Raw genomic sequence first — 23278 nt, forward strand, 5'->3', positions numbered from 1 at the left:
GCGTTGACAAACATCGCATCCCTCCACCACCATTCCACTACTCGATTAGTGGAATGGTGGTGATGATCTTGGAGTTCCGTATCGACAGGCGCAGCGGGGTCCCCGCCTTCCAGCAGATCGTCCAGCAGACCAAACAGGCCCTTCGGCTGAACATCCTGGTGCCGGGAGACCGTCTGCCGACTGCCAAGGAAGTCTCCGAGACATGCGCGGTCAACCCGAACACCACGCTCAAGGCATACCGGGAGCTGGAACGCGAGGGCCTGGTCGAACCACGGCCGGGCCTCGGCACCTTCGTCACCCGCACGCTGGCCCGCCCCCAGGCAGGCATGGATTCCCCGCTGTACGACGAGCTGCTGGCGTGGATGGCGCGGGCGCGCGAGGCGGGCCTGGAACGGGAGGACGTGGCCGCACTGGTCACGTCGGCCACGCAGCAGCAGTACGACGGAATGATGACTGAGGCAAGGAGCGTAAATGAGTAACGGTACGTACGCCGATCCGCCGGCGCTGGAGGCGGTCGCACTGGGCAAGCGGTACCGGCGGGGTTGGGCCCTGCGGGACTGCTCGTTCCGGCTGCCGGCCGGGCGGATCTGCGGGCTGGTCGGGCCCAACGGGGCTGGCAAGACCACCCTGTTGGGGATCGCCACGAACGTGCTGGAGCCGACGGAGGGCACGCTGAGCGTGTTCGGCGCGGCCCCGGGGTCGGCTGAAGCCGGCCTGCGCACCGCATTTCTCGCCCAGGAGAAGCCCCTGTTCCGGCGCTTCACGGTCGCGGAAAACCTGCGCCTGGGACGGGAGTTGAACGCGGGCTGGGACCAGGGCGCCGCCGAGGCCATTGTCCGCGCGGGCAACGTCCCCCTGGACGCCAAGGTCGGCACCCTCTCCGGCGGCCAGCGCACCCGCGTCGCCTTCGCCCTCGCCTTCGGTAAGCGCCCCGACCTGCTGCTGCTCGACGAGCCGATGTCCGACCTCGACCCGGTCGTACGCCACGAACTCATGGGCACGCTCATGGCCGAGGCCGCCGAGCGCGGCACCACCGTGCTGATGTCCACGCATGCACTGGCCGAACTGGAGAACGTATGCGACTACCTCGTCGCGGTCACGGAGGGCGGTTTGTGTCTCGCCGGTGACGTGGACGAACTGCTGTACGCCCACACCCGGGTCACCGGCGCCCGCGACGGCGAGGGCCTGCCCGTGGGTCTCGAGAGCCACACCGTCATCGAATTCCGCACCAGCGGGCGGCAGTTCGTCGCGCTCATACGTCCCGACGGACCGGTCGTCGGGCCCTGGGACACCGACAGCCCGAACATGGAAGAACTCTTGCTTGCGTATCTGCGCTCATCCGGGGCGCCGCCCTTGATCACTCCCACCGCCGAGGTCCGGACCGGCACGCGGGCGGTGGCAGCATGAGCACCCTCACCGGCACCCCGACCACCACGACGGCCGACCGAACCCGGCGCCCCCGGCTGAGCGGCATGACCTGGCTTGTCTGGCGCCAGCACCGCGCCACCTACTGGATCCTGCTGGGCGCCGCGATACTCCTGGCGGCGTGGATCACGTACCAGCACACACAGATGATGGACTTCCTGCACGCCAACGGCTGGCCCGGCAAGGACATCAACAGCATTGGCCCGAAGTTCGATCCGTACGCCCAGGCGTTCCAGCGGGTCTCCTACGTCCTGGGCATGATCCCCGTCGTGTTCGGTGTCTTCGTTGGAGCCCCGCTACTGGCGGGCGACCTGGAACACGGGACCGCCAAGCTCGTCGCCACCCAGTCCGGAGGCCGCTCCCGCTGGCTGGCCACCAAGCTCGGTGTGACCGCGCTGGTCGTCGTGGTGACCACGGCGGCGCTGTCCATCACCTTCAGCCGGTGGTGGAACCCGGTGAAGGCCCAGAACACGGTCGCCTTCTGGGCCGAGGGCGGCGCCTTCGACAACACGGGCCCCGTAACTGCCGCGCTCAGCCTCTTCACCGTGGTCGGTGGCGTGGCGATCGGCCTCGTGCTCCGCCGCACCCTCGCGGCCATGGTGGTCACCTTCGGATTCGCCGTCCTCGTCCAGCTCGTCTGGGGCTACTTCCGGCTGAGCCTCGGCGACGTGGTCACCGTCACCACCGACAAGGGTGTCGTCGCGGAGAACTCGTTCCCCCAACTGCCCGACGCCGCCTACCAGATCGACAGCTCCTACATCACTGGCAGCGGCGACCTCCTCGGCTGGAGCACCTGCCGTTCGGAGAGCACCGAGCAGGCGCAGGAGCTCTGCCTGAAGCAGGCCGACGTCGTCGGCTGGTCGGTGGACTATCTCCCGATCTCCCAGATGACCGGCATGCAGTGGCTGGGTGCGTCGATCCTGCTGGCCTTGACGGCCGCCGTGACGGTGTTCCTGTTCGCCTGGGGACGCAAGCGCCTCGTGTGACGGCCGACCAGGTCAGGTCAGGCTTGTCCTTGTCGCACCTCACTGCCGGACACGAAACGGGGCAGACCGGGACGACGGCGCACTGCCCGCGGCTTACCAGTCCAGCCGCAGTTCACTGTCGCCGCTGGGCAGAGGCCTGCCCTGAGGCGCACTCGGCTGATGCCCTGTCAGGTGCCTGGAGTTTCGTGACCTCAAGTGCGGCGCTCTTCAGTGACAAGATCACGGCCATCATCGAGGGCGAAATTCCAGGCTGACGAGCCGAGCCTGTGCCCCGACTGCCGGACAGAGGCCCCGGCACCCTGACGCAGACCTCGATGACCCGCGCGGGTGCCATGCGCCTGGGGCTGTGGTGCAGGCGCCTGGCACCTGAGCGGGCACCTCCTCCGGCGGTCCCGGGAGAGGGTGCCGTTTGAGACGAGAGTCATGTCTCCGGTGCGCGACGCGTCTGCCGGTGCTGGGCCAGGGAGAGCAGCAGCGGGTCATGTGCGTTGACCAGCAGAAGGTCGGGGTCGGCGGCTTGCCACAGCTCGCTGAGGCGCTCGTGGTTGGCCTCGCAGCACGCGTGCGGCACGCTCCGCACCCGTTGATGCAACGCCGTCCCTGCCATCGAGACGGCGGCCGCCACGAGGACGGGGAGGTAGAGCGCGTCCACGCTGCGCAGCAGATAGTCGGTCGTGGAGAACCGGAAGAGCGTGTCCCGCAGCCCGAGTGCCTGCGTTTCGGCGTCGGTGCTCGCCCAGCCGAAGTAGAAGAGGACGGCGGTGAAGTGAGAGGAACGAGCCGATGGGGCCGACGAGTTCCAGCCAGGCCCGGGGTTCGGGCGGCGGTGACGGGGCCGGTGGGGGAGCGGGCGGCGGGTCGGGTGGCGCCGGTGTGGGCCTGGGCTCGGGCGCGGGTGGCGAGCGGCGGAGTCTCGCGCGAGTGCGGTTCAGCACCGTACGAAGGCGGCGCGTCGGTGTGGCGGCGGTCACGGGCTCGTCGACGTGGAGACGGTGGTGCCAGGGGCTACGGCGGTGAAGGCGGCCTCCTTCGGTGATGTGCTGGTGGGCGCGGCCGTGTGGCCGAGGTCCCGGAGGGCCTGCCCGGAGATACAGGGCCTCCTCAACCGCCACTGGCTGCGACGTTCCTGCGCCGCAGCCAGTGCCACCACCGGTTCTGTGGCCGTTGGGTGGACATGGCTAGCGCTGTCTCCAGCGCATTGCGGGTGCTCAAGGTATGCGTGTGTTCGTCGCCGAGGATGCGGACGCGGTCATTGAGGGTTCGGCGCAGTAGGTCTATCGCCTCGGCCTGCTCACCTGCGCTGGTCAAAGCGAGAGCGAGGTTGTGGCGACTGCCAAGGGTATCCGGGTGCTCGGGGCTCAGGATGCGGGTGCGGTCCTCCAGGGTCTGCCGATGCATGCGCACTGCTTGTGTGTGCTCGCCGATCCCATCCAGCGCGAGACCGAGGCTGTCCCGGCTGGCCAGCGTGTGCGGATGCTCGTCGCCCAGAATGCGGGCGTGGTCGTTGAGCGCCTGCCGCAGCAGCTGTATCGCTTCCGTCTGCTCACCCGCCCTGGTCAGGGCGCTGGCGAGGTTGTGGCGGCTGAGCAGGGTGAGGTGGTGCTCGGGGCCCAGGACACGGATGCGGTCGTCAAGGGTGCTCCGGTGCATGCGCACTGCTTGTGCGTGCTCGCCCATCCCATCCAGCGCGAGACCGAGGCTGTCCCGGCTGGCCAGGGTGTGCGGATGCTCGGGGCCCAGGACACGGGTGCGGTCGTTGAGGGTCTGCCGCAGCAGACCCACCGCCTCGGCATGCTCACCCGTCCCGTCCAAAGCGCATGCGAGGTCATTGCGGCTGGTCAAGGTATCGGGGTGCACTGGGCCCAGGATGCGGGCGCGGTCCTCCAGGGTCTGCCGGAGCAGGCGTATGGCCTCGGCCGGCTCTCCCATTCCGAACAAGGCATTGCCCAGGTCATTGCGGCTGGTCAAGGTATCGGGGTGCTCGGGGCCCAGCATGCGGGTCTCGACGTCGAGGACCCGTTCATGCAGCAGGCGCGCCGCACCGAAAGCGCCAGCCTTCTGCAGCACCTGGGCCAGGGCGTTGAGAGTGGTGCGGTGGTGTGTGGCGGTGCGTAGGTCCGCGTAGTCGAGCAGCAGCGGCAGGTGGGGGGCGAGGAGCACGGCTGCAGGCCAACCAGCGCGCTCGCGCTGGTTGGCCTCGTGCACGGCCGTGGTCAGCCGCTCGGCAAGGGCCCGGTGCCACGCGGCGAGATCGGAGGTCTCGGCCGTGAGGGCGACAGCGTTGATCTCTCGGATCAGGGGATGCAGCACCACTTGAGCCCCCTCACTGCTGCCCGACGCCGGGCCGGTGCTGCCGGGAGAGTGGGGCAGGCCGAGGAGACCGTAGCGGTGCAGGCCGGCGAACGCGGCCTCCAGGGCCACCGCGGTGACGTCGTGTCCGGTGACGGCGGATAGCAGGTCCGGGGTGATCAGGGACAGTGGGACGGGGGCTTGAGCCAGCAGGGCCAGCAGTCGCAACAAGGGGCGGGCCAAAGCGTTGCCCTCCCCGGCGAGCTGGTCCAAGGACACCTCCCAGGTGTGCCGCACCACGGCGCGGGCGACCCGCGGATGGGAGGCATTCGGGTGCGCCGCTCCCAACAAGAACTGCAGTTCCTGTTCCAGGGCCTGGCGGTAGGCGGCAAAGGTGCGGTAGCGGCTGGTGGGTCCGGCCAGATAGGTGCCGGCCGCGTGCAACGCCAGTGGCAGCCCGCCCAGTCGCGCCGCCAGTTCCCGGGCCTGCTCGGCGGTGCCGGCCACAGGAGCAGCGTCCAGCAGGACCTGCCCCGCAGGTCGCACCGGCAGCGGCTCCAGTGGCAGCAGCTGTGCGCACGGACCCCAGGTCTGCTCGCTGCCATCCCGGCTGGTCACCACCAGCAGGCCCCGGCCGTGAGGACGGATCCAGCCGCGATAGTCGGCCACCGGCTCCCCTGCCGGGCCGATCTCGTGCGGCTCGTCGGCGTTGTCCACCACCAGCAGCCACCGCCGCACCCGGCCCAACTGTCGCCAGACCACATCAGGCAGGCTCGCCTGCCCCGCTCGCGCGGCCTCCAACTCTGCCTCTGGCAGGCCGCAGGCCAGCGCCGCCTGCACCATCTGCTGCGCCAGCTCGGCACCGTCGCGCCAGCGCACCCAAAACACTCGCCAGCCCGCAGCCTCGGCCTGGGTGGCCAGTTGCGCGGCCACCGTTGTCTTGCCCATCCCGCCGACCGCGCACAGCACCGCGAACCGGCCTTGTGGCCGCCGAAGCATGCCTGCCAGCACGGCGAGTTGTCCCTCACGCCCCCGCACGCGCTGAACATGCGGGGGGCGTAACGAAGCCTGCTGGCCTCGGGCCAGTCGGCTCATCGGTGCCAGCCGCGCCGGGGGCCTTGCTGCGGCATCCAGATGCCGGCCCCACAGCAACAGCCCGATGCTGACCACCACCAGCACGGCGAACACCGGCCAGATGACCCACGCCTGCGCCGCCCAGCCAGGCACCGCGGCACTGGCGTAGTTGGTCACCGGCCCCAGCACAGCCGCCACCAACGCCGCCCCTCCCGCTACCGCCGACCCGGCCCACGCACCCCGTCTACGCCCCACGGTCTGCCACCCCCGTCCACCGTCACCAGGATGCTCCCGCCTGGATCACGTCCATGGAAGGTTGCGGGTGGTCACGACGGGAAGCCGGCTGGCAGGCTCTAACCGCGCCGAAGACCGGCCCCATACGGCCCCATCAGTCTCAGGGCAGGGAGCAGCCTGCCTAGTGAGGGGCCGCCAAGGCTGGCCGACGTCTACTGCGAGGGCCAGCCGCCCTGACGGGCGGCTGGCCCTCGCGCGTTCTTCGCCACGGAACTAACTCGTAGGCCCGAAGGGGTGCCTCAGCACGGCGTGTAGGCGGCCCTTCCGTACGCTCGTTTCGTGACCCCGCTGATCGTCATCTCGACGTAAGGAGCGTCCACACGCTGGCACTTACCAACCGGAACCGTTGGCGCGTAGCAACCGCGGGTGAGGCCCTGCCCCAGGTTGGATGCGGCGCACCAGACGTCGCCCCCCAGCTGCGACTCGAACACCACACGGCCCTTCTGCATGTACCAGAGATGGAGCTCGTTCGCGTTCTGCGCGACCAGAACGGCCTGCGCGCCGCCACTGGAGTTCACAATCGTGCACGCCTTGAAATTAAGGCCGAACATCCCGGGCTCCCAGGTCTCTGGGTGCAGGACATAGTCTCCGCAGTACCAGTTGGAGTTCGTACTGACGGTCTTCCAGCCCACTGTGTCACTGGCCACGGCCGACTGAGCCCCGAACAGGACCAGACTTGCCGCGACCGTTGCGGCCTTGAGCCAACGGCGCATGCCGTACCCCCAATGACATGCCGACCGCCTCCAGTGGCTCCGGCGAATGGCCTTGATCATACATATTCGCAGATCAGCGGGTCAGCATTCCACCGCATCTGCCGCGGCCAGGGCTCACGGTTCACCGCCTCGGGACGCGTCGTAGTTCCGGGCCTCGTCGTCGTAGCCGATCACCCGTCCATCCTGTCTGAGCGTCTGCTGCGGGGCGCACCTTCTACAGCCATCCTCAGAGGATCGTTCGAGGCCAGACGTTAAAGAACAAGTTGAGAGCCTGTTTCTGAACCGCCGTCGTCCGCGCGGAGCGCGGGCGCAACCCGCGTTCGGCGTGTGCTCTCGGTGTGCGGCGTCGCAGCGCAGGCGGGGGTGCAGAAGCAGGCTCTGAGTGCCTTCGCCCGGCGCTCGCCGGGGCGCCCGGCCGCCGGCAACGGGTGCCGGATACGGTGCCCGTGGGGCACGGAAACGGATCGTCAGCTAGGCAGTCACTCGGGCTGATGCTCCGGGCCTCCGAAGTCCGGGCTGGTGTAGTCCGGACTGGTGTAGCTCGGTCTCGGGCTGCCGTCGGAGCTTTTGAAGCCCGGGCGGTTGTAGCCGAGGTGCGGCATGCGGCCGGTCGGTGCTGGCGGAGCCGTACGATGCAGTGTTGCCGCGCCGGGGTCGGCCAAGGCGTCCCGCAGGAACGGCAGGATTCCACGCTCCAGGAGGGCCTCGCGCCAGGCTTCCCTGGCCCTGGCTACCTCCCCGCTCAGCTCGCCGTGAGGCTCCGTATCGAGCGAGGGCCTGTTGCGCAGGGCGGTGATCAGCAGCCCTACAGCCCCGACCAGCACGGTGGTTGCCATGACCGCGCAGAGGATCCACCCGGTGGTCAGCATGGTCTGGGCGAACACCGGTGCAGGGTCGATCATCTTCAGGATGTAGCCCACGAGCAGGAAGATCGCCGCGGCGGCACCGGTGAGGATGGGGGCCAGGACAGCGGTGACGGCGAGGCAGCCCGCGCCGCCGGTCTCGGCGACCTCGCCCATGGGGGCGGCGAGCCCCACCGTGTTCGTGCCGTGAGTTTCGTTCATCGTGGCTCTGCTGGCAGATGCTGAAGGGCCGGCTGGTCTCTTGGCCTCCTGCTGCCGGGTCATACCCGATCCGGGTACCTGCGCAGTGGCCGGACGTGTGCGCACTCCGAGGAAGGATGCCAGCAGGCGCCGGCCGAAAGGCACCTGGCGCTGTCGCTGGCGGGCCCGGTCCGCGACCTGGGCCCTGCGGTGTTCGACTCCCAGGACAGACGCCCCGAGACGTCGGCTCAGCCCCACCTTGGCCGGAATCGGCTTCGTGGAGCCGGGTTCACGGACGGGCGGCGCAGTGAGCGGCGCCGGGTGGCGCAGTTCCTCGCGGACCTTCACGTAGTGCTGGTACTCGGTGGCTGCCGCCGCGGTGATGAGTGCGGAGGCGTTGAGCGCCATGGTGCGCAGCTGCTCAGGGTTGAGCCGCTGTCCGACGGCGGCCAGTTCCGGGCGGTGTGGTGCGGAGCGCAGCGCCTCATCGAGGATCCGTTCGTATTCCTGGCGGTCCTCGCTGTGCAGGTGCTGCGGAACGCTGTTCATGCAGACACCCCCCTGCTGCCAACTGCCTTGAAATTAGCGGTCGTTGGCCCGATCGGGCGTGCCGGCATGTGGTGCTTTCGCCCGGCGTCCAGTGCTGGTCCCAACACAGTTATGCCCTGCGGGGGTTGGCGCGGACACCTGCTGGGCCCCGGCGAGTGTGGGTGCGTTTTGGAGAGGCGCGTGGTCACGCGGTCCCCTCCTCACTAAAGTCTGGCCCTTCCGACAGCCGCGGTGCACCGTGGCCCGGGCTTCCAAGGCCGGGTCCGCCTGCCGGACCCCGGGGTGCGCCGCCCGAAGCTGACTCCCCGGCACCGGCTTCCCGCTGGTGTTCCACCGCCCCGAAGTCGGGGCCAGGAAAGCCGGGACGGGGGAAGCCCAGTCTGGCAGCACTCGGGCTGGGGTTGTCGGAATCCGGTAAGCGAAGGTCGGTCCAGCCGATTCTCGAGGAGCGGCCGGCTGATCCCGACGCCATCGGCGAGCCGTCCGCGCTCTGTGAAGGGGCCTGTCCCGCGAGGGGTGACAGGGCGGGTTGCTGAGCAAGCGGCAGCGACTGCGGGTCGGTCTGCGTAGCGTCCGCGGCCTGGCCACCGCCAAGGACTGCGTCACTCACCGACTGGATGCGACCGAGTTGGGTGAGGAGCATCGGCGCTGACATGCCGACAACAATGGCTGCGTACGCGCCACTGATCTGTCCCGTGGTACCGAGGAGCACAGCAGCCCCAGCGCCCATCATACTGTGCAAGACGGCAGCGATGGGGTCTGTGACGGGGTCACAGAACTTCCGGAACGGGGGTGCTTCTTCCCCCTGTTCAGCAGGCAGCTGCCGGTGAATGCGGCGGGCCGACTGCCAGTCCGCGAACTTGGTGTAGACATCCATCAGCCCACGCAGAAGGCCCCCTGCTGCCCCCAGCAGAACTAACGTCGAGACGTCCACGGCTTCCCCCGGTAGAGCGGACGCCTGTGTTCATGCGTCCGGACACTGCATGAGCCTAGAGCCCACCGTGGGCCAGAAGGGCGATTTCACAGCAAGGCCCGGTCCGGGATTTCCGATTCCGTTCGTCACTCACCAAACCCACACAGCCCCAGCCAAGTTACTTCGTGGCTTTCTGCCCAGGACCTCGCCTCCGCACTGCCCAGCCCAACCTCGTGCCTCAGCGAGACGCCTCCCCCGAGAGCAGCGGGGGTCGGGCGAGGCCTTCAGTGTTCGGTCTGTGGGGTGTTGGGTGTGGTGTGGTGTGGTGTGGGGGACCCTGACATTTGTCAGGGTCCTTTCCTGTCAGCGGGTTTCTAGTCTTGCTCCTGGTGAACGGTCCAGCGACGTATCGCGGGGTTTCAACCTGAGGAGGATGAGGGACGTGGTCTCGAAGCGGGAGAGGGAGGCCGGCCGGAGTGGCGGTCGGGGTTGGCGTGCGTTGCTCGGCGTCGGCTTCGCGTTTGGGCTGGCGGCGCTCACGCCGTTGCAGGCGCAGGCGGCCCCCATGGAGAGCGCCAACTACGGCACCCTCTCCAACGAGGGGCTCTACCCCGAGCAGACTTCTTGCTCGGGAAGCTACTACCAGCCCAATGTGCCGGGCGGGGCGACGAAGACGGCTGTCTACGCCGGGCGCACCATCACTCTGAAGTACTTCTACAGCCCCGGGTGCGGTTCGTTCGCCCGCATCGAGAACGCGCCTCAGGGCTGCGCCGCACACAGCAACCGCCTCACGGACACCAGCACCGTGTGGGTGCTCGAGACAGTCGACCCGGGGATCGACTACGCCTACACCAAGGTGATCAACAACCTCGACGGCCGGCTGAGCAAGGCGGTGCTCTTCTGCGACAATCAGCGTCTGGCCGAGACCGCCTGGTACTAGGTCCGTCTTCAAACGGATCTTGCCCAGAGCAGACATGACGCGAGTGTGACCGCTGCCTCGTATGAGGTGGCGGTCTTCTCGTCTCTGGTGGCGATGCCGCAGAAGCACCTTGAGTCGGTTTGAAGCAGTCCTCGTCCCAGGGGCTGGCCGCCGCGGTGACCGCGGTTGTGCCGGTGCCGTGGCTGGCCGGCCTTCTCCGCAATGGTGTGCGCGATACCTCGTTGGCGCAGGCAGGCGCGGAAGCCGCGGGAGCGGCTCGCGGTCCGTTACTTACTCTGGACAGCCTGTATATAGGCTATGTAGAGTACGAGTATGGGTAGTCCGCGAATGACCCTGCAGACTCAACTGGTGCTGCGGGCCTTGCTGGAGGACCCCGCCAAGGAGCGCTACGGCCTTGAGCTGTGCGAGCTGGCGGGACTGCCGTCGGGCACGATCTATCCGATCCTCGCCCGCCTGGAACAAGTCGGCTGGGTGGACAGCACCTGGGAAGACCCCGCCGTACACGAGAAAGCCGGACGGCCGCGCCGCCGCTTCTACCAGATCACCAAGGACGGTGCCGAGCAGGCCCGCGACGCCCTCGCGCGCGCCTACCGCTCCCGCAAGCAGCCCTTGCCGGGGTGGGCTGCCCGCCCGGCCGGCGACGGGGGAGTGTCATGACTGCCGCGCGGCGCTGGTTAACGATTCGACCGAACAGGCGCCGTCCCGCCGCCCCGTCCCTGGGTAGACTCTTGGCCCTTGCGCGTACGCACCACCCCGACGCCGACACCGCGCCTATCGTGCACGCCCACGACGAGGCCGCTCTCTGGCATACGGGCCAGACCCGCCGCAGCGGAGACCCGTTGCTCACCCACTGCCTGGCCGTCGCCGCCATCGTGGCCGATGTCGGCATGCCGCCGTCCGTGATCTGTGCTGCCTTGCTGCACGACATCGTCGACACCCACTGCCCGCCCGGCCGCGTGAGCGAATACTTCGGACCGGAGGTAGCCGACCTGATCCGCGCCGTCCGCACTGCCGAACTCAGCGCCATCCCGCTGGAAAGCCTCACCTTTGACCACGCGCGGCCCTTTGCCCGGCCGACACGTGAGGAAGCCGTGCTGGCGATCCGGCTCGCCGATCGGCTGCACAACATGCGCACCATCGCATTCGTGGCCCCGGCCAAGCAGTACCGCAAGGCACGCGAAACCATCGACGTACTGGCGCCCCTGGCCCGAGCCGCAGGCCTGACAGAGGTAAGCCGTGAACTGCACGATCTTTCCGCCGCCGTCCTGCGGCCCACGACCTCCGCTTCCGGCGTCAACCCACGCCTGCTGACCCTGCTCACCTTGCTGCTTCCCGCCCCGCACCGAGCACGGTGGCAGGAGGAATGGCACGCTGAACTGGCCACCCTTCCCACCCGCCGTACCCGTATCCGTTTCACCCTCCGAGTCCTGCTCGGCACACCCGGGCTGTCCCTGACGCTGCGTCGCCCGCTCTGGCGGGAACGACGATGGTGAACGCGATGGCCCGCATCGGCGGCCTGCTGGGCGCGGCAGCCGCATTCGTCATCGCGATGGCACGCGGAGGCCTGTCCGCCTGGACGACAGGAGCACTCACGGCCTGCGCCCTTGCCCTGCTTGCAGTCGTCCTGTTCATCCCCAGCGAGACACCGGCCCGCCGCCTGGGCAATCTGATCCAGGCATGGCGCCTGCCGGGCGGAACACCCACGCGGTCCGAGCCGGTTTTGCTGCCTGCGCAGCCCCCACCCGCGCCCGACTCGGACAGCAGATGACAGCCGCCCGGCTGCCGCCACGGCTCGAGGAAGTCGAGCATTGCCTGGCGGGGCAGCTTGCTGTCCAGTCCCAGGCGGTGCGGATGGAGTCGGCGCTGACGTCGCGGGGGATGTCCAGGCGGTGTTCGGCGTCGCCGATGATCTCGCCGATGAGGTGGTGGGCGGTACGGGGGTGCCGGATGAGCCAGTCGAGCATGTTCACCACCGGCGTGGTGATGCGTCCGTGACCGGAACCTCGACCTGTTCCTTCACGGACTGCGTACGGGGGCGGGCGCGGTCTGACGACTCCCGCCTCGCGGCGGCGCCCGGCAGGCGGCTCCCGAAGGGATCGCGCCAAGCACCTACTACGCCGCCAAGAACCGCGCCCCCAGCGCGCGGTCGGTCGCTTGGCCGTGGTTGGCATCTGACGATGCATCGTCGCGGGCCCTGTCGGCGCTCCACAAACATCAAGGGTGTGCCGGGCGCAGGTCGGAGCTCCGCGCCATTCGCTCAGCCGAGCAGCCTGCTAAGTAGGCTTTCGTCTGCGTCTTGGTCAGGACTCTCTGCGGCCGGAGTCTGGCGTTGGTAGGAAATGCCCCCGATTCGATTCACTCCGTGCTCAGGCGACGAGCTCGGCATTTCATGTCCGACATGCTCGGGCAGGTCATTCCCGGAAGCGGATTGAACGATGCTGCCTGTGTTCTCCTCGTCAGCGGCGGTGGCTGGGCCAATGCTGCCGAGGACTGCTGCGGCAGCCATGGCGGTTACGGTCAGGAGCTTGCGCATGCGCATGTGGGGCGTTCTCCGTTCGAGCGCGGAACATTGGACAGGCCCATATCATCATCAATTGTGAAATTGAAGTGCAATGCGCCCATCTGTGGGCGAGGCATCCCATAAAGCGAGTGGACCGCGGCGCGGGAGTGCCGGCCGCTGTGCTCGTGCGTCGATGCGCCACCCGACGAATACAGCCTCCGTCGGCACGCGCACCTCGTTCTCGCTGCGCCCGGTGCGGTTCCGCTCGTTGGCCACGGTCGGCAGCGGCAGGCCCTCCGCCACGGAGGCGGGAGGGTCCGCCGCGAACGGCGCGCCCGGCCTGATGCGCGGGTGCCATGCCGTCCGTGATGCCGTTCGCGCGGGCCTGACGCCAGCCGGCGACAGCCGTAGCAGCAGGTGCCCGCAACATCACGGCCGTGTTGCTGATGGTCTGAGGGTGTTCGGTCATGAGGACTCCGGTGTGGCCGGAGGGCGGGCACGGCGACTGTCGGGCGTGCGGCCAATCCGGCGAGCGACGCTTTCGGTCTCGCTGCTGGTGTAGGCGGTGCGGATGCCGGAGGGCGTCATGCCGCTTGCCTGTGCAAGGGGTTCGAGCTTGTAGGGGCGGTCGCCGTGGAACTCGCGGCCGTAGGCGAGGAGATGGCGGATCTCGCGGTCAGCGGCCTCGCGAGCGGCGCGGGCGTTGGCAAGAGCGATCAGCAGGGGGTCTTCCTGCAGGTCCTCGCGCTGGGCCTCGAGGGCGAACGCGTAGTTCTCGCGGGCCTGTTCGGCCTCCGCGAGGGCATCGGGGTAGAGCTCCTCCGGTGTGACGTCACCGGGCTGCGGCAGGGGGGTGCGGATGGCTGCGAGGTCACCGATCAGATTCATGACTACGGCGATCGCAAAGAATTACGTCGATCGCAACACAGTGGAAGGGGTGTCCTCTTCCGAACCGCTCCCCGTGAGGGACACTGGAGGACTAGCGAGCCGACCGTGCGGGAGGTGGCGTGCCCCGAGACCAGCGCCTGGTGCAGACCACGGTCATTGACAGCGCGGAGTCGGAGATACCCGCCCTGCTGCCGATGCAGGCCGACCAGGCGCGCGCGTTCCGGCAGGCCCACGCCGGGCAGACGTTCTGGTGCGGGCAGTGGCTGGGCGGCTGCCGGGGACGGCTGACGATCAGGACGCCACCCGGCCGGGTGGCGCACTTCGCACACCTCCCCGAACCCGAGCACGTGGTGTGCCGCAGGGCGTCGGTGGGCGTCTCCGGCGCCGACCACCTCTACATCAAGCAGCAGTTCCTCGCATGGCTGGTCGGCCAGGGCATCGCGACCACCACGCGCCTGCCCGAAGACACCGAACCGCTGGGCAGCGAGGTCGTGTTCGAGCCGGGCGGTCACGGGTGTGGGACGTGGCCGCGGCCTCAACACGCAAGACGCTCCGCGACGATGACGAGTTCTACACGTCGGTCATCAGCCCTGATGGCCGGACGCTGGCTGTGGCGGGTGACGAGGGGAAGATCACACTGTGGCACCTGGCCACCGGAAAGGTGAAGAAGTCGATCACCACCGACTTCATCTTCATCATTCCCTGGACTTCGGGGAGGACGACCGGTTCCTTGCAGTCGGGAGCAACGACAACACCGTTACCACCTGGGACACGGACACCGGCAGCCAACACGACTCCTTCCACGGGCACACGGACTATGTGCAGACAGTGGCTTTCGGCCCCGACGGCCGGACGTTGCTCTCGGGCGGGCATGACCTTTCCGCTCGCTTGTGGGACACGAAGACCACCGAGGCGGAGAAGGTCCTGACCGAGCCCGCCGGCGCGGTGCGGGCGGCGGCGTTCAGCCCGGACGGGCGCACGCTCGCCACCGGCGGCGAAGAGGGCTCCGTCCGGCTGTGGGACCCGGTCACCGGAAAGACCGTCCGGCAACTGGCAGGGCACACCGCCTTGGTGAGCTCGGTGGCCTTCCGTCCCGACGGCCGGATGCTCGGCACGGGAAGCAGCGACCGGACGGTCCGGTTGTGGGACGTGGCCACGGGCAGAGTTCTGCGCACCCTCAAAGGGCACACCGACTACCTCTCGGCCGTGGCGTTCTCACCCGACGGCCGGACACTCGCGACGGGCGGCATCGACGACCGCGTACGACTGTGGGACGTCACCACGGGACGCATCCGCAAGACCCTTCCCGCCCCCGGCAGTGCCTTCTCCGTCGCCTTCAGTCCCGACGGCCGGACACTCGCCACCGGCGGCGGCCTCGCCACGGGCAGCAGCATGGACCGGACCGTCCGGCTGTGGGATCCCCGCTCCGGTACAGCACGCCGGACCATCTCGGTGCGCACCCCCGGCGTGACGTCGGTGGCCTTCACCCCGGCCGGTGCGCATCCGCACCGGCGACGGGATCCGTCTGGCGTCGACGAGTCCGCGCTAAGCGGCAGACGACACAACCACAGCCGGTCACAAGCGTGACGACCCCACTGGCCCCTTCTACTCCTCCACATCACCGATGGCGACACGGAGTTCGTGAATGTCCCCAGAACGGCGTTCACAGCTCTCCCGAATGCGCAAGCACACCGTTGTCATGGTTCGGTGCTGGGGTGAGGAGCACGTCTTGCTTCGCGCCGGTCAGCGTTTGACGCGGTTACGGACGGCCAGAACGGCCAAGCCCAGGAGAACGGGCTCAGTCACGCGGGACGCCATCTCGATGTAGGTGCCAGCGGTGGTCAGGTCCTGGCCGGAGGAGCGGAACGCCATGGAGTTGAGCGTGACGTTCAGCGCCTTCTCCAAGCGCTCGCCTTAGTCCGAACGCGCTCCCCCCCCCGCTGCCAAGAACAAGTGCCCTCGCAAGGCGTGGAGTCGGATGCATCGGACGGGTTCACCCTGGACAACCTTGCGCTGCTGCGCTCCAGCACCGAGGCGCGCGACGCAATCCTCATCAACGTGCTGATGTGACGGCTCGGAAGAGACCGCACCCGCACTCTTCGGTCCGCTCCTGGCGGCGGGACACCTCTCCGGGCACGAGGCCGCCGTGCTCAGTACCAACTTCGAGGAGATCCTGGGCGAACAGTCCGCGGTCGCGCAGGCGGTCATCCGCATGCCCGTCGAGGGCTACGTGGACACCGAGATCGCCGACACCCTGAGCATTAGCCACTCGGCGGTCCGCATGCGCACGACCCGCTTCGGCAACGCCCTGTACGACGCCGTCCGCCACCAACGCAACTGGATCCCCGAGCAGCTCCACACCAAGGCCAGCGCCAGCCACCGTACCCAGCGAGGTGCGGCGTGACCGTCCAGCTGCTCATGTACCTGATGCTCGTACTGGGGATGTGCGTCTGCGGTGTAGCCGCATGGCGTGTGCAGGTAGATGATCTCGACCAGCTTGCCCTCGTCGTCGGAGAGCATCCCCTGCACGTAGTAGAAATCGCGGCCCACACGACGGGCACGTCGGCTCCTCGTCGTAGTCGTCCTGGTCGAACTCGAGTGCTGCATGCGGGCTCCGCGACGAGGCCTTGTTGCCGCGGTTGACCGTGCGGAACGTGTCGAGGATTCGCTCGAGCTGGCGGAGGACCGGAGACGGGCTGGACACGGCTTGAAGGGCGACCGCGGGCGTCACGGGGTCGCCGCTGGCGCTGAGGTGGGGGGCGACGGCACAAGGGTGTGCCCTGTCATGCCTCTGGCGACGATGGACGGGGAAGACCAGTCGCATACCGAAGACGGCGATGAGGATGTCCGTCGTGGTGATCGAAAATTCGGGGGTTCGTCTGCAGCCGAACCCCTCAGCTAGGCCGTCAGTGGGTGCTCATCCACCAGACGATGGCCGTGATCAGGAGGCTGCCGGTAGCAGTGCCGGCGCCGTAGACGACGCCCATGGCAAAGCGGCGGGACACTGCCGTAGCAGCTCGCGTTGAGCGGCCCTGGTCAGCGTCCAGGTTGGCGCGGCCGGCTGCCTGGCCTCGGCAGGCATCATGTTGATCCATTACCCTCCCCATTCTCCCAAAGAGATAAAGATCTCCTCTTTGCGTGATCTTTACTCCAAAGTCTAGTCGGCACCTCTTCAGAAACTGACAACTAGTCAGTTCAGCAGCTGCGGCGACGCGGAGGCTTGATCGGTCGGCTCGTCGAGTAGGCCGCGACAGTGCCGAAAGGGCACTGCTTGCCCTGCCACTCAGTGCCTGTTTGCGATCCCGGTGGTGGGCGCCTCGCGTCCAGCGCCCGTCCCCTTGCGCCCATCCTTCTGGCCTCGCCGGGTTATCCGATGGGCGAATGAGCACGAAGGGCTGCCGTCGGCGGTCGCGGTTCGTCACACTGTGAGGAACGGTACTGGGACGCTTCGTAATCGGGGGACTCGTGCAGATTGAGGATTCTACGGACCATGGACCAGGGAGATCCGGTTCGGATGGCGTGATGCAGGTGCTGTTGTCCATCGCGTTCGATCCCGAGCTGGACCCCGAACCTGCCGAGCGGCTGACGCTGCAGTTGCGGGCCGAGATAGCCGAGCTGGATATCGAGTCGGTCGGCCCCGCGCCCGCCGGGACGGCTCCTGACGGGGCGAAGGGCACCGATGTCGTAACGCTGGGGGCGGTCGTCGTCGCGATGAGCGCATCCAGCGGAGTGTTCACCACGCTCATCGAGACCTTGCGCGACTGGCTCGGCCGGCATTCCGCCCGGCATCGCATCTCGCTGACCATCGACGGTGACACCATCGAACTGGAGCGGGCGTCTGCCGCCGAGCGGCGGGAGCTGGTCGACGCGTACGTCCGTCGCCACACCGGCGGGTAGCCATGGGTCGCCGGCTGGCGCTGCTGATCGCCACGTACGAGTACCAGGACGACGGGCTGCGGGCGCTGACCGCCCCGGCGCACGACGCGGAGGCGCTCGCCACCGTCCTGAAGGACTCCGACATCGCGGGGTTCGAGGTCACCACGCTGATCAACGAGCCGCACCACCGGGTGGGTGAGGCCATCGGCGACCTGTACCGCGACCGAAGGCGGGACGACCTCACCCTGCTGTACTTCACCGGCCACGGTCTCAAGGACGACGACGGTCGGCTCTACCTGGCGACGACGAACACACGCCGCGGCAGTCTGCTGTTCACGTCGCTGCCCGCGGAGCAGATCGACCAGGCCATGTCGGGCTGCATGTCCCGGCAGAAGGTGCTGATCCTCGACTGCTGCTACAGCGGTGCCTTCCCGGCTGGGCGTGTCGCCAAGGCCGACACGGACGTGCACACGCTGGAGCGGTTCCAGGGCCGGGGACGGACCGTGCTGACGGCATCCGACGCCACCCAGTACTCGTTCGAGGACAATCAGCCGCACGGCGCGGCCGCGCAGTCGGTGTTCACCCGCCACCTGGTGGCAGGCCTGCGGGACGGCAGCGCCGATCTCGACGGTGACGGGGACATCACCCTCGACGAGCTGTACAGCTACGTCCATGACCGGGTCGTCGACGAGATGCCCCAGCAGCGGCCCAAGAAGCAGGACAACGTCGAGGGCCGCATCATCATCGCCCGCAACGTCCACTGGACCCTGCCCGCCCACCTGCACCATGCGCTGGCCAGTCCGATCGCCACCGACCGACTCGGTGTGATCGACGGGCTCGCTCACCTGCACCGGATCGGCAACGACCACGTGCGCCGACGCACCCTCGAGGAGATCCGGCGGCTGGTGGACGACGACAGCCGACTCGTGTCCGCGGCCGCGGCAGCCCGGCTTCAGACCCTGCTGCCACCGGCCCCCGAGCCCCAGCCCGGGTCGGCAGTCGAACCCGCGCCAGCCACAACGCCAGTCGTGGAAGCACAGACAACGCCAACCAGCCCCGCTCCCCAGCCATCCCAGTCGCGGGAACCGCAGCCTGACTCTGGGAACGACTTCTGGTCTCAGCCGCTCATCAGGCCAGCTCCTATACAGCCAGGGCAAATCCGAAATCCCGGCCAAGGTGCTCAGAGGCCACGAACCAAGGGCAACACCGGCCCGGGGATGAAGCCAGCTCACGTCCCCAGAACTGCAGAGCCCTCCGTTCCACCAAGGGAAAAGGCGGCAACGCTGCGCACTGACACGCCAGGGAATGCCTGGCCCCGGGCCATCCGGATAGTCCGCATCGCCGCCGTGGTCTATATACGCGTGCAATGCGTAGCACTCCTGTTCATCGGCATCGGTGTCGCCGTCAACGGCGACACCGACGCCGAAAAGCAGGCTGGGATCATTCTCGTCATCATCGCCGTGGCAGCGATCACGGTCATGGGGGCTCTCTTCGTACGCCGTCGCCGTCGCGATCACTGAGGAGCCTCGGCACCGTACTCGTCACCGTGAGCCGCTCAGTTGGACCGCTCACGCCAGAGTCTGGGGCAGACGGCGGGTCATCAGCTGTGTTGACTGCACTATCTGGGCAGGGTCAGTTGTCGTGTCCCTAACGACCTCGTGCACGGTTGGCCGTGGCTCGGCACCCAGGTAGCTCGTTGCACTGATCATGGTGGGGGCTGGGGCGCGTGAGTTGATCGTGGCGGAGTACCGGATCACTGGGCTGTCGCCGGATGTGATCGCTGAACTCATCGCCGAGGTAGGGCCGTTGTGGCATGAGCAGCATCAGGCTCGGCTCACGGCTCGGCCGCGGCGTCGGCCGGTGGGAGCTGGTGCGAAGTACAGGTTCGTCTTCGTCGACCGCCTGCTGGCCACATTCGTGAATCTGCGCCATGGCACCACTCATGACTTGCTGGCCTGCTGGTTCGGCGTGGACCGCTCCACCATCACCCGCGCCATCGGCGAGGTACGGCCCCTGCTGGCGCAGCGGGGCTGCACCGTGGCACCGGGCATCCGGCTGCGCTCCCTCACCGAGGTCATCGAGCACCTGGGTACCGACGCTCGGACCGGGATCATCGACGGCACGGAGATCCGCGTGCGGCGCCCGGCCGCCGGCCGCACGGACCGGGACAAGTTCGTCTCTGGCAAGACCAAGCAGAACGCCGTGAAGTCAATGGTCCTCACGGACGCTGAGGGGCGAGTGCTGTTCTGCAGCCCGGTCCGGCCCGGCATTTGCGCCGACATCACGCAGGCCCGACAGCTCGGACTGGCCAAGCTCCTGGCCGACAGCCCGTACCTGGAGGTCCTCGCGGACGCCGGCTATCAGGGCATGGGCGCGCAGACCGGCGGACGGGTGGTGACACCGCCACATCGCAAGTTCAAGAAGAACGATGATGCTCCTGGCCTCGGCCGGCGGAAGCACGGTCCCCTCATGGCCCGCCTGGTCCAGGCGGACGAGGACACCGTCCGCGATGTGATTCACAAGTTCAACGAGATCGGGCTCGCATGCCTGAACCCTCGCTGGGCGGGAGGCCGTCCCTGCCTTCTCAATCGTGACGACGAGGACCTCGTCGTCCGGACGGCTACCACCCGCCCGACCGTCCTGGGCAAGCCGTTCACCTACTGGTCGATCCGTAAGCTCGCCGATCACCTGCGACGAAACCGTGCCCACCCCGTCCTCATCGGACGGAAGGCCCTGCGGTGCTTACTCGCCCGCCGCGGGGTCTCCTTCCAGCGCACGAAGACCTGGAAGGAGTCCCCGGACCCCGACTTCGACGCCAAGCTGGTCCGGATCGAGTACACGATCAACGAGCGGCCGGACCGCACCTTCGCGTGCGACGAGTTCGGGCCCTTGGGAATCCGCCCCACCGCCGGTTCCTGCTGGGCCGAGCTGACCCGGCCCGAACGCCTGCCGGCCACCTACCGGCGCACCCACGGCATCACCTAACTCCACGGCTGCTCTCCGTCGGTGACGATCAGATGTGGGGGATCAACCGGCACCGCAAAGGCATCGACCACGCCTGGGCCGCGTTGCGGTCGATCCGAGCGGCCCGTTCGGACGGCGCCCCGATCTACGTGATCCTCGACAACTTCGCCGCGCACCTGAACTGGCGAATCCGCAGGTGGGCGGCCCGCAACAAGGTCGAGCTGTGCTTCACTCCGACCTACGCGTCCTGGGTCAACCCCATCGAGGCCCACTTCGGACCACTACGGCAGTTCACCCTGGCCAACTCGAACCATCCCGACCACACCGTCCAGACCCGGGCCCTGCACGCCTACCTGCGCTGGCGCAACCAGAACGCCCGCCACCCCGACGTCCTGGTCGCCCAACGACGCGAACGTGCCCGAATCCGGAGCGAAAGAAGCATCCGCTGGGGCGGCAGACCCCTACCCACCGGGGCCCGACCAATCAACCCGGTGAAACCTTGCCGGTCACAGCACTAAGGGTCGGGCGGGAACGTGACGGAGCCCGGGAGCATGTCCAGCTCCCGGGCTCCAGCTTGCCACCCATTTGCGCACACCGGCGGCGTTTAAGAATCGCGGGTCATGTTGAGATCGACGTGTTCTGCCTTTGAACTACAGCGCCACGAGAGAGGCGCCGGAGGGACTTGAACCCCCATCCGTCGATGTTCGCCCACGCTCGGTCGATCCGGTGTTCGGCGGCGAATACTGAGACTGGAGCGAGAATCTGAGTTTCACGGGGCCGCCTCTGCCAGGCTTGGGCCACCCCCGCACGTGGTGCGGGGAGAGGGATTCGAACCCCCAACTGACACCCCTTCATCAGCTTCAACATCAGTTTCAGCTTGCGCTCATCGCGCACCCTCCGCTCGCGACGGAGGGCGTATGTGGGGGCTACCGGAAGAGGTAGCCGAATACCGCGTCGCCGACCTGCTGGTCGGTGACCTCGGTGTTGTTCGCCTCCTCGCGGGCGAACTTGACGGACTGCTGGAGCTTCTCGACGCGGTCGAGGAGCTCGTTGACCCGCCGGGCGGGCAGCGCGCCGGAGAACTTCACCGTGGTCCAGTAACCGACCGGGACGTCCTCGTAGTACACCTCGACCTGCGCCGGGTGCTTCTCCGTGGCCTCGGCCTTCACGTGGTTGCGCGGAACTTTCTTCGTGCGGATGGTCCGCACCGGGTCCGTCTTCCACGTGTCCGTCGAGGGGTCCAGGTTCCACGACTCGGAGGCGTCGAGCACCGGCAGCTTGCGCACGAAGGTGTGCAGGTCGGTGAGTTGCTTCTCCAGGAACAACAGGTACGGGACGGGCACCTGGGGCAGCAGCACCGTACCGTCGACCACCACGTCCGCGACCGCGGACCGGTTCGCCCAGTCCTTCGTCGCGGTCACGTCGAAGAGCCGCGTCAGCGTCCCGGCGGTCGCCCGCAGAGCGTCTTCGGCCTTGATCTGCACCCGTGTGGACTCAGGCGGCAGCTGCTCGCCCTCCTCGTCCTTGGGCTGGTAGGTCCGGGAGATGCCGGCCAGCAGGGCGGGCTTCTGCACGTCCTGATGAGCCTGGGTGAGCTCTTGGAGGGCCTTGGACTTGACACCCTTTTCGACTGCGATGATCTGATTCAGCTTCGGCACACGGCGAACATAACAACCCCGCGCCGTACGCACATCTGATTAAACGCCTGCCCCGTCCCTTCCGGCCGAGAGGGCGGGGCGGCGAGTGTGAGCCCTGACCGGGGTGTGAAGGTCACCAGCCGCAAGGAGGCCGCCCAGTTGGCGGCCCGTGCGCTGCATCGCAAGGCGGAGGGCCACGGTTCCTACCGGACGTACCTCGGTTGTTCGACGACGTGGCGAGGCGCCGTGCCGGCGGCCGCGACACGGTGAACCTTTGCGGTCACGGCACTAGAAGGCCCAAGGCGCGCGCCGCCCTTGCTGACGGGGATCACGTGGTCTGCGGCGTCGGCTGGCGGGCCGTTCATCTGTCGGGAGTCGTAGCTGGTGAGTTCGCCGCGTCCAGCGACGATACCCCTGCGGAAGTCACTGTTCGGCAACGTGCGTCGCAGGACAGGTGGCGCCTGGGCAGTCTGTCTGGGTGCAGATGACAGAAGCCTTTGCGACGACCGTAGCCTCTGTGTCGTCGGCGATTCTCATCGCTGGAACGTTGGAGGCAGCCGCCTACAGCAGAGCAATTCAGGGCTGGACACGCACAGCGCTCGACGACCTCATGCACAAGGCGGTGGACATGGCGGCCATGACGCAGTCAGAGCGTCAGTCGGCATTGCAGGCGTTCAAGGTCGAGTTGCCGAAGTTCGGCGTGGGAGCGGCGAAGTCGCTCTTGTTCTTTGCGCTTGGCCTCTTGTGGGGTGCGCTCATGGTCGCTCAGGCCGTGGCGATCCTCGTCTGCCTGCTTTGGTTGGCGGACCCAAAGGAGCCGAAAGACGTTGAGAACGCCAAGGCCCTGGTCGCTTTTGTGGCCGCTGGCGCCGTCGTCGTCGCTGTGGTGCCGATCTTCCGCGTGATGTACTCGCCCCTCGGTCCTCTGGCAGAACTGTGGCTGGAGCGGAAACTCAAGGAAGCTGCTCGTCAGGTCTCCGCACAGGGCCCAGATGAAGACCGGGCTGAGGAGTTGGCGCCGGGTCAGCTTCCGGGCCCGCGCGCACGCGATGAAGCCTCAGCCGGGGATACCGAGGCTGAGGCTTCGTCGTGAGTGAGTTGGGTGCCGTTTGAGGGCACAGCTGCTCACCGAGAACGTGACACCGCTCTGGCCTGGGGTCAAGCGGCGTTGCGTGTGGGGCGCTTCG

At 68.0% G+C, this 23278-nt stretch carries 21 protein-coding genes and 3 pseudogenes; 17 read left to right on the forward strand and 7 right to left on the reverse strand.

What is annotated here, in order from left to right:
* The first annotated feature begins 53 nt into the window (after positions 1-53).
* The 3 genes from ACFQ6S_RS41945 to ACFQ6S_RS41955 are packed head-to-tail and all read left to right on the forward strand — an operon-like array spanning position 54 to position 2411.
* Positions 54-479 carry a GntR family transcriptional regulator gene (locus ACFQ6S_RS41945; RefSeq protein ID WP_383421471.1) on the forward strand — a complete coding sequence of 142 codons (426 nt, stop codon included), beginning with the start codon at positions 54-56 and terminating at the stop codon, positions 477-479.
* Complete coding sequence (locus ACFQ6S_RS41950) at positions 472-1407, forward strand: ABC transporter ATP-binding protein (protein ID WP_383421326.1); 936 nt, start codon at positions 472-474, stop codon at positions 1405-1407. The genes ACFQ6S_RS41945 and ACFQ6S_RS41950 overlap by 8 nt, the downstream gene beginning before the upstream one ends.
* The gene (locus ACFQ6S_RS41955; RefSeq protein WP_383421329.1) at positions 1404-2411 is read left to right on the forward strand and encodes an ABC transporter; all 1008 of its coding nucleotides are present in this window, start codon (positions 1404-1406) and stop codon (positions 2409-2411) included. Before ACFQ6S_RS41950 ends, ACFQ6S_RS41955 begins: the two co-directional genes overlap by 4 nt.
* A gap of 421 nt (positions 2412-2832) precedes the next feature.
* Here ACFQ6S_RS41955 and ACFQ6S_RS41960 read toward each other — a convergent pair whose 3' ends face one another.
* From ACFQ6S_RS41960 to ACFQ6S_RS41975, 4 genes are all read right to left on the reverse strand, one after another.
* Positions 2833-3063 carry a hypothetical protein gene (locus ACFQ6S_RS41960; RefSeq protein WP_383421332.1) on the reverse strand — a complete coding sequence of 77 codons (231 nt, stop codon included), beginning with the start codon at positions 3061-3063 and terminating at the stop codon, positions 2833-2835.
* 449 nt (positions 3064-3512) lie between these two features.
* Positions 3513-5951: an FxSxx-COOH system tetratricopeptide repeat protein gene (gene fxsT, locus ACFQ6S_RS41965; protein WP_383421335.1), complete on the reverse strand. Its 2439-nt coding sequence runs from the start codon at positions 5949-5951 to the stop codon at positions 3513-3515.
* Positions 5952-6307: 356 nt separating this feature from the next.
* On the reverse strand, positions 6308-6781 hold the full coding sequence (locus tag ACFQ6S_RS41970) for a hypothetical protein (RefSeq protein WP_383421338.1): 474 nt from the start codon (positions 6779-6781) through the stop codon (positions 6308-6310).
* Between the two features lie 479 nt (positions 6782-7260).
* Positions 7261-8373 (reverse strand): hypothetical protein, encoded by a 1113-nt coding sequence (locus ACFQ6S_RS41975; RefSeq protein ID WP_383421341.1) that lies wholly within the window; start codon positions 8371-8373, stop codon positions 7261-7263.
* A gap of 1346 nt (positions 8374-9719) precedes the next feature.
* On the opposite strand from ACFQ6S_RS41975, the gene ACFQ6S_RS41980 reads away from it, so the two are divergent.
* From ACFQ6S_RS41980 to ACFQ6S_RS41995, 4 genes are all read left to right on the forward strand, one after another.
* Positions 9720-10226 carry a hypothetical protein gene (locus ACFQ6S_RS41980; protein WP_383421344.1) on the forward strand — a complete coding sequence of 169 codons (507 nt, stop codon included), beginning with the start codon at positions 9720-9722 and terminating at the stop codon, positions 10224-10226.
* 327 nt (positions 10227-10553) lie between these two features.
* The gene (locus tag ACFQ6S_RS41985; protein WP_383421347.1) at positions 10554-10883 is read left to right on the forward strand and encodes a PadR family transcriptional regulator; all 330 of its coding nucleotides are present in this window, start codon (positions 10554-10556) and stop codon (positions 10881-10883) included.
* A 119-nt stretch (positions 10884-11002) separates the two neighbouring features.
* Positions 11003-11719: an HD domain-containing protein gene (locus tag ACFQ6S_RS41990; RefSeq protein ID WP_383421350.1), complete on the forward strand. Its 717-nt coding sequence runs from the start codon at positions 11003-11005 to the stop codon at positions 11717-11719.
* Complete coding sequence (locus ACFQ6S_RS41995) at positions 11713-11994, forward strand: hypothetical protein (RefSeq protein WP_383421353.1); 282 nt, start codon at positions 11713-11715, stop codon at positions 11992-11994. The genes ACFQ6S_RS41990 and ACFQ6S_RS41995 overlap by 7 nt, the downstream gene beginning before the upstream one ends.
* Before the next feature lie 1197 nt (positions 11995-13191).
* Here ACFQ6S_RS41995 and ACFQ6S_RS42000 read toward each other — a convergent pair.
* On the reverse strand, positions 13192-13614 hold the full coding sequence (locus ACFQ6S_RS42000; RefSeq protein WP_383421356.1) for a hypothetical protein: 423 nt from the start codon (positions 13612-13614) through the stop codon (positions 13192-13194).
* Between the two features lie 119 nt (positions 13615-13733).
* Here ACFQ6S_RS42000 and ACFQ6S_RS42005 point away from each other — a divergent pair, with 119 nt between their 5' ends.
* The 3 genes and pseudogenes from ACFQ6S_RS42005 (at position 13734) to ACFQ6S_RS42015 (ending at position 15201) form a co-directional block, all read left to right on the forward strand.
* On the forward strand, positions 13734-14279 hold the full coding sequence (locus ACFQ6S_RS42005; protein ID WP_383421359.1) for a competence protein CoiA family protein: 546 nt from the start codon (positions 13734-13736) through the stop codon (positions 14277-14279).
* Positions 14254-14499 (forward strand): annotated as a pseudogene (locus ACFQ6S_RS42010) (WD40 repeat domain-containing protein); the annotation flags it as partial. The gene ACFQ6S_RS42005 and the pseudogene ACFQ6S_RS42010, both read left to right, overlap by 26 nt.
* A 3-nt stretch (positions 14500-14502) precedes the next feature.
* Positions 14503-15201 (forward strand): WD40 repeat domain-containing protein, encoded by a 699-nt coding sequence (locus tag ACFQ6S_RS42015; RefSeq protein ID WP_383421474.1) that lies wholly within the window; start codon positions 14503-14505, stop codon positions 15199-15201.
* Positions 15202-15357: 156 nt separating this feature from the next.
* On the opposite strand, the gene ACFQ6S_RS42020 is transcribed toward ACFQ6S_RS42015, so the two are convergent.
* Positions 15358-15519 carry a hypothetical protein gene (locus tag ACFQ6S_RS42020; protein ID WP_383421362.1) on the reverse strand — a complete coding sequence of 54 codons (162 nt, stop codon included), beginning with the start codon at positions 15517-15519 and terminating at the stop codon, positions 15358-15360.
* 241 nt (positions 15520-15760) lie between these two features.
* Here ACFQ6S_RS42020 and ACFQ6S_RS42025 point away from each other — a divergent pair, with 241 nt between their 5' ends.
* From ACFQ6S_RS42025 to ACFQ6S_RS42045, 5 genes and pseudogenes are all read left to right on the forward strand, one after another.
* Entirely contained in the window at positions 15761-16018 is a 258-nt protein-coding gene (locus ACFQ6S_RS42025; RefSeq protein ID WP_383421365.1) for a hypothetical protein, read from the forward strand.
* Positions 16019-17136: 1118 nt separating this feature from the next.
* Positions 17137-17511, forward strand: coding sequence for a hypothetical protein (locus ACFQ6S_RS42030; protein ID WP_383421368.1), 375 nt, complete (start codon positions 17137-17139; stop codon positions 17509-17511).
* A gap of 2 nt (positions 17512-17513) precedes the next feature.
* Positions 17514-19010: a caspase family protein gene (locus tag ACFQ6S_RS42035; RefSeq protein WP_383421371.1), complete on the forward strand. Its 1497-nt coding sequence runs from the start codon at positions 17514-17516 to the stop codon at positions 19008-19010.
* 187 nt (positions 19011-19197) lie between these two features.
* Positions 19198-19890 (forward strand): annotated as a pseudogene (locus ACFQ6S_RS42040) (transposase family protein); the annotation flags it as partial.
* A gap of 19 nt (positions 19891-19909) precedes the next feature.
* A pseudogene (locus ACFQ6S_RS42045) lies at positions 19910-20972 on the forward strand (IS630 family transposase); the annotation flags it as partial.
* Positions 20973-21380: 408 nt separating this feature from the next.
* On the opposite strand, the gene ACFQ6S_RS42050 reads toward ACFQ6S_RS42045, so the two are convergent.
* Positions 21381-22112: a hypothetical protein gene (locus ACFQ6S_RS42050; protein WP_383421374.1), complete on the reverse strand. Its 732-nt coding sequence runs from the start codon at positions 22110-22112 to the stop codon at positions 21381-21383.
* Between the two features lie 87 nt (positions 22113-22199).
* On the opposite strand from ACFQ6S_RS42050, the gene ACFQ6S_RS42055 reads away from it, so the two are divergent.
* Together ACFQ6S_RS42055 and ACFQ6S_RS42060 are read left to right on the forward strand one after the other, a co-directional pair.
* Positions 22200-22361 carry a hypothetical protein gene (locus ACFQ6S_RS42055; RefSeq protein ID WP_383421377.1) on the forward strand — a complete coding sequence of 54 codons (162 nt, stop codon included), beginning with the start codon at positions 22200-22202 and terminating at the stop codon, positions 22359-22361.
* Between the two features lie 208 nt (positions 22362-22569).
* Entirely contained in the window at positions 22570-23184 is a 615-nt protein-coding gene (locus ACFQ6S_RS42060) for a hypothetical protein (protein ID WP_383421380.1), read from the forward strand.
* The last annotated feature ends 94 nt before the right edge of the window (positions 23185-23278 follow it).

The sequence above is a fragment of the Streptomyces sp. NPDC056479 genome, from assembly GCF_042795335.1.
Classification (GTDB): Bacteria; Actinomycetota; Actinomycetes; order Streptomycetales; family Streptomycetaceae; genus Streptomyces.

What these genes read in the sequence shown, in the direction of transcription:
- ACFQ6S_RS41945 (WP_383421471.1), top strand. Translation starts at nt 54, where the DNA reads ATGGTGGTGATGATCTTGGAGTTCCGTATCGACAGGCGCAGCGGGGTC.
- ACFQ6S_RS41950 (WP_383421326.1), top strand. Translation starts at nt 472, where the DNA reads ATGAGTAACGGTACGTACGCCGATCCGCCGGCGCTGGAGGCGGTCGCA.
- ACFQ6S_RS41955 (WP_383421329.1), top strand. Translation starts at nt 1,404, where the DNA reads ATGAGCACCCTCACCGGCACCCCGACCACCACGACGGCCGACCGAACC.
- ACFQ6S_RS41970 (WP_383421338.1), bottom strand. Translation starts at nt 6,781, where the DNA reads ATGCGCCGTTGGCTCAAGGCCGCAACGGTCGCGGCAAGTCTGGTCCTG.
- ACFQ6S_RS41975 (WP_383421341.1), bottom strand. Translation starts at nt 8,373, where the DNA reads ATGAACAGCGTTCCGCAGCACCTGCACAGCGAGGACCGCCAGGAATAC.
- ACFQ6S_RS41980 (WP_383421344.1), top strand. Translation starts at nt 9,720, where the DNA reads ATGAGGGACGTGGTCTCGAAGCGGGAGAGGGAGGCCGGCCGGAGTGGC.
- ACFQ6S_RS41985 (WP_383421347.1), top strand. Translation starts at nt 10,554, where the DNA reads ATGACCCTGCAGACTCAACTGGTGCTGCGGGCCTTGCTGGAGGACCCC.
- ACFQ6S_RS41995 (WP_383421353.1), top strand. Translation starts at nt 11,713, where the DNA reads ATGGTGAACGCGATGGCCCGCATCGGCGGCCTGCTGGGCGCGGCAGCC.
- ACFQ6S_RS42000 (WP_383421356.1), bottom strand. Translation starts at nt 13,614, where the DNA reads ATGAATCTGATCGGTGACCTCGCAGCCATCCGCACCCCCCTGCCGCAG.
- ACFQ6S_RS42030 (WP_383421368.1), top strand. Translation starts at nt 17,137, where the DNA reads ATGCAGGTGCTGTTGTCCATCGCGTTCGATCCCGAGCTGGACCCCGAA.
- ACFQ6S_RS42035 (WP_383421371.1), top strand. Translation starts at nt 17,514, where the DNA reads ATGGGTCGCCGGCTGGCGCTGCTGATCGCCACGTACGAGTACCAGGAC.